Below are 10,803 nucleotides of genomic sequence, written 5' to 3'. Positions count from 1 at the left end.
CGTCGGCGCGTCCCTCCGCGCCCCGCGCCACGTCGGCGCGTCCCGCCGCGCCGCGCGCCACGGGGGTCCGGCCCGCCGCGCCCCGCGCCACGGAGGTGCGCAGGCTCCGGAGCCAGGCCCCGACGGGCAGGGGCCGGGTCGCCCGCTCCTCCGCTCGCAGCTGCCACATCCGCTCGTCGCGGTCGGTGAAGTGTCCGGACATCGGTCGTCTCCTTTCCCTTGAGGACGTGGCCACCAGGCCACTGGACAGGAGTCTGTAGTCTTATTGGCCTGGATAGCAGAGCCAATAAGGAGTGATTGGCATGGCAGTGGCACGCGTGGTCCACACAGCGGACCGGACTCTGACGGGCCGCCAGCTCGCGTCGCTCCTCACCCCGCCTCCCGAGGGGCGGTTCGGGTACCGGGAGCTCGCGCGGGCCGTGCGCGAAGCGCTCCTCGACGGGCGGGTAGCGCTCCGCCTGCGGCTGCCGGCCGAGCGGGAACTCGCGGCGGTGCTTCAGGTGAGCCGGACGACCGTGACGGGGGCGTACGACCTGCTCCGGGAGAGCGGGTACGCGCACAGCCGCCGGGGCGCAGGCACCTGGACCGCGATGCCCGACGGGCAGGCACCCACCGCGCTCGGCGCCTTCCACGACGAGACCGGCTCGACCATCGACCTCGCCCTCGCCGCGCCGCAGGCCCCCGCGGAGGAACTGGCCGCCGCGCTGACGGCCGCCGCCCTCGAACTGCCCCGCTACGCCTGCTCCCAGGGCTACCACCCGTACGGGCTGCCCGCCCTGCGCGCGGCCGTCGCCCAGCGCTACACCGCCCGCGGCCTGCCGACCCGCCCCGAGCAGATCCTCGTCACCACGGGCGCGCAGCAGGCGCTGTCGCTCGTCCTCACGCTGCTCGGCCGGGCCGGGGACCGGGTGCTGGCCGAGAACCCCTCGTACACGAACGCCCTCGACGCCATGCGGGGCCGCATGCTGCGGGTGACCCCGGTGCCGGTGACCGAGAGCGGCTGGGACACCGGGCTCGTCGACGCGGCGCTCCGGCAGACCGCGCCGCGCCTGGCCTATCTGATCCCCGACTTCCACAACCCGACCGGGCACCTGATGCCGCAGGAGCAGCGCCGGGAGCTGGCGCGGGCCGCGCGGGCCACCGGGACCTGGCTCGTGGTCGACGAGACACTCACGGACATGGCCCTGGACGTGCCCGCCCCGGCGCCGTTCGCCGCGACGGCCGGCGGGGGCGACGGGGAACAGATCGTCTCCGTCGGCTCGCTCAGCAAGAGCTGCTGGGGCGGGCTGCGGGTCGGCTGGGTGAGGGCCTCGGCCCGGGTCGTGACCGAGCTGGCCCGGGTGAGGATCACCGCCGACCTGTCCGGCTCCGTCCTGGACCAACTGGTGGCCGTCGCCCTCATCGACCGCCTCGAAGTGATCCTCCCGCAGCGCGTCGAGGAGCTGCGGCGGCGACGCTCCGCGCTGACCGCGGCGCTCGCCCGGCACGTGCCGGAGTGGCGCTGGACGATGCCGCCCGGCGGCATGTGCCTCTGGATCGACCTCGGCCGCCCGGTCTCCTCCTCGCTCGCCGCCCGGGCCCTGCGGCACGGCGTCCGGGTCGAGGGCGGCGCCCGGTTCGGCGTCGACCCCGGCACGCACGAGCACCGGCTGCGCATCCCGTACACACTGCCGGAGGACGTGTACGAACCGGCGGCCGAACGCCTCGCGGCCGCCCTCGACGGGGCGCCGGGGACCTTCGCCGACCCGGCCCTCCCGGACTGGGTCGCCTGAGCCGACGGTGGGTCCGCTGGGCGGACCCGTTCCCACCGGGCGACTGCCGGGTCCGTGCCGCGCCGCCGCCGGTCCGTGCCGCGCCTTATTCAGGTGCCCGTCGGAGCGGGTCCGTGTACGGTCCACCGAGTGGAACCACTCACCGACAAAGAGATCCGCGCGTCCTTCGTGAACTGCACCAAGGGCGAGGCGGCCCGCCTCAAGCTGCCGCTCGACTTCGCCGAACTCCCTTGGGAGGACCTGGACTTCCTGGGCTGGGTGGACCCGGGCGCGCCGCTCCGCGCGCACCTGGTGCTCCCCCGCGAGGATGGTCCGCTCGGCGTGACCCTGCGGGTGCCCGCCACCGGCCGGACCAGCGCCGTGAAGTCGAGCATGTGCCAGGTATGCCTGACGGGGCACGCGTCGTCGGGCGTGACGCTCCTCGTGGCGCCGCTGGCCGGCAGCCGCGGCCGCGAGGGGAACACGGTCGGCATCTACCTCTGCGCCGACCTGGCCTGCTCGCTCTACGTCCGCGGCCGGCGGCAGCCGAAGCTGCGCGGCCGGCGCCACGAGGAGTCCCTCAGCGTCGACGAGCAGGTCGCCCGTCTGACGGGCAACCTGGACGCGTTCGTCAACCGGGTGACGGCCGGCTGACCGTCACCGGACGGCGGAAGGTCACCGGACGGCTGACCGCCACCGGACGGCTGAAGGCCACCGGACGGCTGAAGGTCAGCGGAAGGCTGAAGGTCAGCGGAAGGCCTGCTCGCCGGTGAGCGCCTTGCCGATGACCAGGGAGTGGACCTCGCTCGTGCCCTCGTAGGTGAGCACCGACTCCAGGTTGTTGGCGTGGCGCAGCACCGGGTACTCCAGGGTGATGCCGTTGGCGCCCAGGATCGTGCGGCACTCGCGGGCGATGGCGATGGCCTCGCGGACGTTGTTGAGCTTGCCGACGCTGACCTGCTCGGCGGTGAGCGTGCCCGCGTCCTTCAGCCGGCCCAGGTGGAGGGCGAGGAGCATGCCCTTGCCGAGTTCGACGGACATGTCCGCGAGCTTCTGCTGCGTCAGCTGGTACGAGGCGAGGGAGCGGGAGAAGACGACCCGGTCACGGGCGTAGGAGATCGCGGTCTCCAGGCAGTCGCGGGCGGCGCCGAGCGCGCCGAAGACGATGCCGAAGCGGGCCTCGTTGAGGCAGCCGAGCGGGCCGGAGAGGCCGCGGGCCTCCGGCAGCATCGCGTCGGCGGGCAGGCGCACGTCCTCGAAGACGAGTTCGCTGGTGACGCTGGCGCGCAGGGAGAGCTTCATCTTGATCTCGGGGGCGCTGAAGCCGGGGGTGCCGGCGGGGACGAGGAAGCCCCGGACGCCGTCCTCGGTGCGGGCCCAGACGACGGCGACGTCGGCGACGGAACCGTTGGTGATCCACATCTTGGTGCCGTTGAGGACCCAGTCGGAGCCGTCCCGCTTGGCGTTGGTCCGCATCGCGCCCGGGTCGGAGCCCGCGTCGGGCTCGGTGAGGCCGAAGCAGCCGATGTACTCGCCGGCCGCCATCTTCGGCAGCCACTGCTGCTTCTGCTCCTCGGAGCCGTACTTCCAGATGGCGTACATGGCGAGGGAGCCCTGGACGGAGACCAGGGAGCGCAGGCCGGAGTCGACGGCCTCCAGTTCCAGGCAGGCGAGGCCGTACGCCACGGAGTTGGTGCCCGCGCAGCCGTATCCCTCCAGGTGCATGCCGAGCACCCCGGTGGCGCCGAGGGTGCGGGCGAGCTCGCGGGCGGGGATCTCGCCCTTCTCGAACCAGCCGGCGACGTGCGGCCGCAACTCCCGGTCGGCGACGGCGCGGACGGTACGGCGGATCTCGCGCTCCTCGTCCGTCAGGAGTCCGTCGACGGCGAGCAGGTCGAAGGGGTGGACGGGGGTGGACGGCGACTTCACGGACGGCCTCCTGGCGACTGTGGCAACTCGGCGAGCCGAAGCGTAGCGCCCGATCGGATATTGGATCCAGTATTGAAAACCCGCCATCGGACCCGTACGTTCCCGATTGGATCCAATCTCCGGACCGACATCGCGTCACCAGTGAGAGCGAGGGAACGCCGCATGCGCGCAGACCAGCCGGGCACCTTGGGGACGGTGGAGGGCGGCGCCCTGTCCGGGATCGTCGTCGCCGACTTCGGCCGCGTGCTCGCCGGGCCGTACATGACGATGCTCCTCGCCGACCTGGGCGCGGACGTGATCAAGATCGAGCGGCCGGGCTCCGGCGACGACACCCGTGCGTGGGGGCCGCCGTTCGCCGACGGCGAGGCCACGTACTTCCTCGGGGTGAACCGGAACAAGCGCTCCGTCTCCCTCGACCTGACCGACCCCGAGGACCTCGCGGCGGCCCGCGCGATCGTGGACCGCGCGGACGTCCTGGTGGAGAACTTCCGCCCCGGCACGATGGAGAAGCTGGGCCTCGGATACGAGGACGTACGGAAGTCCAACCCCGGGCTCGTGTACTGCTCGGTGACGGGCTTCGGCACCGACGAAGGCGCCCGGCTGCCCGGCTACGACCTGCTCGTGCAGGCGATGGGCGGCCTCATGAGTGTGACCGGCGAACCGGACGGCCCCGGCACCAAGACGGGCGTCGCCCTCGTCGACGTCGTCACCGGCCTCCACGCGGGCCTCGGCGTCCTCGCCGCCCTCCGCCACCGGGACCGCACCGGCCAGGGGCAGCGGGTCGAGGTCTCCCTGCTCACCTCCCTCCTGTCCGCGCTCACCAACCAGGCCGCCGCCCACCTCGCGGCCGGCGTCGTGCCGCGCGCGATGGGCAACCGTCACCCGAGCATCGCCCCGTACGAGGTCTTCGAGGCCCGGGACCGGCCGCTGGTCCTCGCCGTGGGCAACGACCGGCAGTTCCGAAACCTGTGCGACCGGATCGGCAGGCCGGAGCTGGCCGACGATCCCCGTTTCGCCGGCAACACGGCCCGGGTCGCCCACCGCGAGGACCTGGTCACGGCCCTGGCCGGGCCGCTCGCCACCCGTACCGCCGACGACTGGTTCGAGGAACTCGCCGCGGCCGGCGTGCCCTGCGGCCCCATCAACGACCTCGCCGCCGCCTTCGACCTCGCCGACCGCCTGGGACTCGCCCCGCGCGTGCCGGAGTCCGCGGCCGGCCCCGGACAGGTCGTCAACCCCATCCGGCTCGACGCCACCCCGCCGTCCTACCGCGCCGCTCCCCCACGCCTCGGCGAGCACACCGCCGACCTGCTCGCCACGCTGGGACGGCCCGCGCGCACACCCTGATCCATAGCAAGATGGGCGCCACCGGCGGCGGGCTCCGCCGGTGGCGACACGAAGGAACGGAAGGTCACAGGCCATGAGCAGCGCGGTGCAGAAGCGGCGGCCGCAGACCGCCCAGCAGTTCGTCCTGGCGGAACTGCGGCGCGCCATCACCACCGGAGAGCTCAGGCCCGGCGACCAGATCGTCCAGGACGCCCTCGCGGCCCGCTTCGAGGTGAGCCGCGTCCCCCTGCGCGAGGCCCTGAAGGCACTGGAGGCCGAGGGCCTCGTCGTCCACCACATACACCGGGGCTACTTCGTCGCCGAACTCTCGCTCGCCGACCTGGAGGAGATCTACCGGATCCGCGAACTCCTGGAGACCGAGGCGGTACGCAGCGCCGTGCGCCGGATGCCCGACGGCACCCTCGCCGCGCTCGAACTCGCCCAGGACGAGGTGGAACGCGCCGCCGACGCCGGTGACGTCCCCGGCATGGCCGCGGCCAACCGCCGCTTCCACTTCGCCCTCATCGAGGCCTCCGGCATGCCCCGCCTCGTCCGCCTCATCACCACCCTGTGGGACTCCACCGACGCGTACCGCTCCCTGTACTACACCGACACCCCCCACCGCGAGCAGGCCGTCCACGAGCACCGCGCCGTCCTCTCCGCCCTCCGCCGCGCCGACGCCGACACCGTCGTCCACCACCTCGACGCACACCGGGCCCACGCGGTCGCTGCACTCCGCGAGGTCCTGGACACTCACCAGTCCCCGGACCGGGACTGAGCCGCGGGGCACGCCCAGGTCGGGCCGCGTCGCACGGCCGGGATCACCCGCCGGTATGGCCACCCGGCGGGCGCCCCTCGGGGAGTCACTCCGTGGTCGCCTCCGTCCCTTCGCCGCGCACCCGCCGCGCCGCCCCGGCCGCGACGAGGACCGCCGCCACGACCGCCACCGCCCACGGCGCACCGCCCCGGGTGCGCCGCGGGTCGGCGAGCATGCTCGCGGCGGCGAGCCCGAGGAACGCGCCGGAGGCCACGACGCCGGTCCCTGCGGGCATGGCCCCCGGCGTCCGCCGACTCCTGCGCGGCACCCAGAGCCGCAGCAGGTCCACGATCACGGCCGGCGAGACGACGCGGGACGCGACGGAGAACCACAGGGGCGTCACGTCCGTCTCCCCCGCGCCCAGCACCGCCGTCGCGCCGAACTGGGCGACCGGTACGAGCCATCCGAGCCCGGCCCGGATGCCGGGCACCGCCGGGTCACCGTCGGCGCGCACGCCCTCGTGGGGGCGCTCGGCGCCGTGCGAGCGCTCGGGTGTCTTCGGCGCGGCCGCAGGGGAGCGGGGCGGGATCGCCGCCGGGCCGGCCGGGAGCGGGCGCAGGGCACGGGAGCGGGTCCGGCGCTCCATGAGGCCGAGGTCGCCGTGGGCGTCGACATGGGCGGCCGACTCGGCCCGGAGGGCGAGGAGCCGCTCCGCCGTCTCGTCGAACGCGGCCCGTCGCAGGTCGGCCTCGGCCCGCGCCTCGCGTTCGGCGTCCGTGAGCGCGGCCAGTCGCTCCGCGTGGAGTTCCTGGGCTTCGGCCCGGGCGGACTCCGCGGTCCGCGGGACCTGCGCGAGCTCATCCCGGAGGCGGGCCCGCTCGTTCTCGATGATCTCCTCGACGCGGTGTCGTTCGTCCGCCGGCGGTTCCTGGGGAGCACGGGCCTCGGCGCAGGCGGAGTGGCGGCTCGCCGCCACTCCGTCAAGGGCCGGCCGCGATGTTCGCCGTTGCCGTTGACGTGGGCCTTGCCGCCTTCGGTGCGGTGGATGTAGCGGACTTGGCCGCCCCGGCCGTTGGGTACTTTGCCCAGCCGACCCGCCGGAAGTCGGCGGCCGACGTGATGCCCAGTGCGGCGAGGTCGCTGACGAGTCCGATGCCGATGCCGTTGACCTGGCTCGCGGTCAGGCGCGGGCCGCGCAGGGTGCGTTCGATCGACTCGCGTCGCAGGACGGCGAGGGCCCGGCGCTCCGGGTCGCTCGCTTGAACGGGAAGTCCTATCATCGCGAGCCGCGAGGGCGAGTACCGGCCAGGGTGCCTCTGCTCGCCTCGCTGTCCCGCACCCGCAACCGCGGGGCGGAACGGCGCGTCTTCGGCCCTGCCGGACGGTGGGCGGACGGCGCGGACGGAGACAAAGGGGGTCCTGGGGTGAACGGGAAGAGAACGTGGCAGGCGCGGGGAACGTGGCTGGTCACGGCACTGGCGCTGGCATCGGTCACGGTGGGTTGCCAGGACACGGGAGGCGGCGGGGGTGCGAATCCCAAGCCCGGGAAGTCCGCGACCTCGTCGAAGGCTCCGGGTGGGGGCGAGGGAACGGAATCGGCCAAGCCGTCGCCGTCCGCGTCGAAGAAGCCGACGAAGAAGCCGACGAAGCCGACGAAGCCGGGCAAGGACACCTCGGCGGGCGCGCTGACGTGTGACGGGTTGCGCAGCGCCGAGTTGCAGACGTCGACCTTCCGCTTCCCGGACGCCCCGGCGGGCACCGTGGCCTTCACCGACGGCCGGTGGGAGGGCGACGGGGTGGTGATCGAGCTCCAGCCGCAGTGCGGCATCGGGGACATGACGGGCGACCCGGCCCAGGACGCGGTGGCCGCCGTCAAGGTCACCACCGGCGGTACGGGCAAGTTCTACGGCCTCGTGACCTGGCGGAACGACTCCGGCACCCCGGTGCCCGTCGCCGCGGCCTCGCTGGGCGACCGTACGCCCGTGGAGTCGATCGTCGTCTCGTCGCCGGCGCCGCGTCAGGCCACCGTCGTGTACCTCACGCGCGGCGACTCCGACCCGGCGGCCATCGTGACGATCCGGCGTACCGCCGTGTACCGCGTGACGGAGCCCACCATGACCGAACTCGACCACAGCGACGCCCCGTACGCCCCCTGACACCGCGCTCCACCGGTCCCGTCGCGCACGGGACCGGCCGGGGGGAAGGGCACAGGGGCTGCGGTTACCCTTGCGCCGGACGCGAGGAGGAACCATGGCGCGGATGCCGTCGGCCGAACGACGCAGGCAGCTGGTCGAGGCAGCGATCAGGGCGATGACCAGGGACGGGGTGGCGCGGACGACGACGCGGTCGATCTGCGCCGAGGCGGGCGTCTCGCTGAGCGTGTTCCACTACTGCTTCGAGTCGAAGCAGGCGCTCCTCGAAGCCGCGATCGAGACGATCACGGGCAACTACGTGGCGCGGGTGATGTCCGCCGTCGAGCCGGGGGCGACGCTGCGGGAAACCGTGCGCGGAGCGCTGCAGACGTACTGGGACCATGTGACGGCGCATCCCGGCGAGCACATGCTGACGTACGACCTGACCCAGTACGCCTTGCGGGAACCGGGGTTCGAGCATCTGGCGCGGGCGCAGTACGACCAGTACGTGGCGTCGGCGGCGGCGCTGATCGGTCAGGTCGGCGAGGCGCGGGGGGTCGAGCCGAGCGTTCCGGTCGAGGTGCTGGCGCGGTATCTGGCGGCGGCGATCGACGGGTTGACGCTGCAGTTCCTGGTGCTCGGCGACGCGCGGGTGGCGGACGGACACCTGGATCTGACGGCGGATCAACTCGTTTCCCTGATCGAGGGTTGATCGATCGGAGGAGATTCCGCAAACACCAACAGGTCATTTGACCCGGACTCTTGACTCACTCCCTTCGCACCGCGATCCTCGGGGCGCCCGGTACACCCCCACCGTCCGGAGGCATCGCTGATCATGACTCGACCCATCACGCGCGGGACCGGCGGCAGATCCGCCCTCCTCGCGCTCTTCCTCGCCCTGGCCGCCGTGCTCTTCGGCTCCGCTCCGGTGCCCGCCGCGGACGCCGGCGGCACCTGGTGGGAGCCCACCTCACGGCCCGCGGCCGATTCGCAGATCAACGTCACCGGAGCGCCGTTCACGGGCACGGACGCGCAGGGGAAGGTGCGCGGCTTCGTCGACGCGCACAACCACCTGATGTCCAACGAGGGCTTCGGTGGCCGGATGATCTGCGGCCAGACCTTCTCGGCCGCGGGCATCGCCGACGCGCTGAAGGACTGTCCCGAGCACTACCCCGACGGCTCGGGCGCCCTCTTCGAGCACCTCACGGGCGGCGACAACGGGAAGCACGACCCGGTCGGCTGGCCGACGTTCAAGGACTGGCCCGCCAACAACTCCCTCAGCCACCAGCAGAACTACTACGCCTGGGTCGAGCGCGCCTGGCGCGGCGGCCAGCGGGTGCTCGTCAACGACCTGGTGACCAACGGCCTGATCTGCTCGCTGCTGCCCCGGGACCGCAGCTGCGACGAGATGACCGCGATCCGTCTCGAGGCCCGCAGGACGTACGAGCTGCAGGACTACGTCGACGGGATGTACGGCGGCCCCGGCAAGGGCTGGTTCCGGATCGTGACCAGCGCCGAGCAGGCCCGCTCGGTGATCGAGCAGGGCAAGCTCGCGGTCGTCCTCGGCGTGGAGACGTCGGAGCCGTTCGGCTGCAAGCAGATCCTCGACATCGCGCAGTGCGGCCAGGCGGACATCGACAAGGGCCTCGACGAGCTGTACGCGCTCGGCGTGCGCAGCATGTTCCTCTGCCACAAGTTCGACAACGCGCTGTGCGGCGTGCGGTTCGACAGCGGCACGACCGGGGTGGCGGTCAACATCGGCCAGTTCCTGTCCACGGGCACCTTCTGGACCACCGAGAAGTGCGCGGGCGCGCAGCACGACAACCCGATCGGGCTCGCCGCCGCCCCGGCCGCGATGGCCGAGAAGCTGCCGGCCGGAGTGAGCGTGCCCTCGTACGCCTCGGACGCCAAGTGCAACACCCGCGGTCTGACGAGGCTCGGCGAGTACGCCCTGAAGGGCATGATCCAGCGCGGCATGATGCTGGAGCTCGACCACATGAGCGTCAAGGCCGCCGGCCGCGCGCTCGACATCCTGGAGGCCGAGGAGTACCCCGGCGTCCTCTCCAGCCACAGCTGGATGGACCTGGACTGGACCGAGCGGCTCTACCGCCTCGGCGGTTTCGCGGCCTCGTACATGCACGGTGCCGAGGGATTCGTCGGCGAGGCCTCGCAGAAGGCGGCGCTGCGCAAGAAGTACGGGGTCGGGTTCGGCTACGGCACGGACATGAACGGGGTCGGCGGCTGGCCCGGCCCGGTCGGCACCGACGCGCCGAACTCCGTGAAGTACCCCTTCCGCAGCTTCGACGGCGGTGCGGTGCTCGACCGCCAGGTCACCGGCGAGCGCACCTGGGACCTCAACACGGACGGCGCCGCGCACAACGGCCTCGTGCCGGACTGGATCGAGCAGATCCGGCTCAGCAACGGCGGTCCGGCCGTCGTCGACGAGCTGTCGCGGGGCGCGGAGTCGTACCTGACGACGTGGAAGCGGACCGAGGACCACGAGCCGGCGGTGAACCTCGCCTCCGGCCGGCCGACGGCCGCCAGTACCTCGGAGTGGTGGAACCCCTTCGTCAGCTTCGCGCCGGGCCGCGCGGTCGACGGCGACACGGGGTCGCGCTGGGCCAGCGAGTGGTCCGACGACCAGTGGTGGCAGGTGGACCTCGGGTCGGTGCGCCGGGTCGGGAAGGTCACGCTCGACTGGGAGCAGGCGTACGCCCGCGAGTACCGGATCGAGCTGTCCGACGACGGCAGCACCTGGCGGACCGCCTGGTCCACCCAGGCGGGCGACGGCGGGTACGACACCGCCGAGTTCGCCTCGCAGTCGGCCCGGTACGTCCGGATCCACGGCGTGCGACGGGCGACGGGCTGGGGCTACTCGCTCATCGAGGTGTCGGTGAACCGGACCTGA

At 73.0% G+C, this 10,803-nt stretch carries 11 protein-coding genes; 7 read left to right on the top strand and 4 right to left on the bottom strand.

Annotation, left to right across the window (positions count from 1 at the left end; all coding sequences use genetic code 11):
• Nucleotides 1-202, bottom strand: a 202-nt coding sequence (locus MRBLMG1_RS04770; protein WP_367821017.1) for a hypothetical protein, incomplete at its 3' end; no start/stop codon positions are given.
• Nucleotides 203-302: 100 nt separating this feature from the next.
• On the opposite strand from MRBLMG1_RS04770, the gene MRBLMG1_RS04765 reads away from it, so the two are divergent.
• Together MRBLMG1_RS04765 and MRBLMG1_RS04760 are read left to right on the top strand one after the other, a co-directional pair.
• The gene (locus tag MRBLMG1_RS04765) at nucleotides 303-1,772 is read left to right on the top strand and encodes a PLP-dependent aminotransferase family protein (RefSeq protein ID WP_367821015.1); all 1,470 of its coding nucleotides are present in this window, start codon (nucleotides 303-305) and stop codon (nucleotides 1,770-1,772) included.
• Nucleotides 1,773-1,901: 129 nt separating this feature from the next.
• On the top strand, nucleotides 1,902-2,405 hold the full coding sequence (locus MRBLMG1_RS04760) for an FBP domain-containing protein (RefSeq protein WP_367821013.1): 504 nt from the start codon (nucleotides 1,902-1,904) through the stop codon (nucleotides 2,403-2,405).
• 93 nt (nucleotides 2,406-2,498) lie between these two features.
• Here MRBLMG1_RS04760 and MRBLMG1_RS04755 read toward each other — a convergent pair whose 3' ends face one another.
• Complete coding sequence (locus tag MRBLMG1_RS04755) at nucleotides 2,499-3,680, bottom strand: acyl-CoA dehydrogenase family protein (RefSeq protein WP_367821011.1); 1,182 nt, start codon at nucleotides 3,678-3,680, stop codon at nucleotides 2,499-2,501.
• A 162-nt stretch (nucleotides 3,681-3,842) separates the two neighbouring features.
• Here MRBLMG1_RS04755 and MRBLMG1_RS04750 point away from each other — a divergent pair, with 162 nt between their 5' ends.
• Nucleotides 3,843-5,027, top strand: a complete 1,185-nt coding sequence (locus tag MRBLMG1_RS04750; RefSeq protein ID WP_367821009.1) for a CaiB/BaiF CoA transferase family protein — start codon at nucleotides 3,843-3,845, stop codon at nucleotides 5,025-5,027.
• 73 nt (nucleotides 5,028-5,100) lie between these two features.
• The gene (locus MRBLMG1_RS04745; RefSeq protein WP_367821007.1) at nucleotides 5,101-5,784 is read left to right on the top strand and encodes a GntR family transcriptional regulator; all 684 of its coding nucleotides are present in this window, start codon (nucleotides 5,101-5,103) and stop codon (nucleotides 5,782-5,784) included.
• Between the two features lie 85 nt (nucleotides 5,785-5,869).
• Here the strand turns inward: MRBLMG1_RS04745 and MRBLMG1_RS04740 are convergent, their stop codons facing one another.
• Together MRBLMG1_RS04740 and MRBLMG1_RS04735 are read right to left on the bottom strand one after the other, a co-directional pair.
• On the bottom strand, nucleotides 5,870-6,739 hold the full coding sequence (locus MRBLMG1_RS04740; protein ID WP_367821005.1) for a hypothetical protein: 870 nt from the start codon (nucleotides 6,737-6,739) through the stop codon (nucleotides 5,870-5,872).
• Between the two features lie 4 nt (nucleotides 6,740-6,743).
• Complete coding sequence (locus MRBLMG1_RS04735; protein WP_367821003.1) at nucleotides 6,744-7,043, bottom strand: hypothetical protein; 300 nt, start codon at nucleotides 7,041-7,043, stop codon at nucleotides 6,744-6,746.
• A 144-nt stretch (nucleotides 7,044-7,187) separates the two neighbouring features.
• On the opposite strand from MRBLMG1_RS04735, the gene MRBLMG1_RS04730 reads away from it, so the two are divergent.
• From MRBLMG1_RS04730 to MRBLMG1_RS04720, 3 genes are all read left to right on the top strand, one after another.
• On the top strand, nucleotides 7,188-7,919 hold the full coding sequence (locus MRBLMG1_RS04730; protein ID WP_367821001.1) for a hypothetical protein: 732 nt from the start codon (nucleotides 7,188-7,190) through the stop codon (nucleotides 7,917-7,919).
• 94 nt (nucleotides 7,920-8,013) lie between these two features.
• Nucleotides 8,014-8,607 carry a TetR/AcrR family transcriptional regulator gene (locus MRBLMG1_RS04725; RefSeq protein ID WP_367820999.1) on the top strand — a complete coding sequence of 198 codons (594 nt, stop codon included), beginning with the start codon at nucleotides 8,014-8,016 and terminating at the stop codon, nucleotides 8,605-8,607.
• A 123-nt stretch (nucleotides 8,608-8,730) separates the two neighbouring features.
• A complete protein-coding gene (locus MRBLMG1_RS04720) occupies nucleotides 8,731-10,803 on the top strand; it encodes a discoidin domain-containing protein (protein WP_367820998.1) in 2,073 nt (690 codons plus the stop codon).

Source organism: Streptomyces sp. LMG1-1-1.1 (genome assembly GCF_040815545.1).
In the GTDB taxonomy this organism is placed as follows: Bacteria; Actinomycetota; Actinomycetes; order Streptomycetales; family Streptomycetaceae; genus Streptomyces.
Note: the sequence above shows the minus strand (reverse complement) of the source record. Positions and strands in the feature narration are given on the sequence as shown.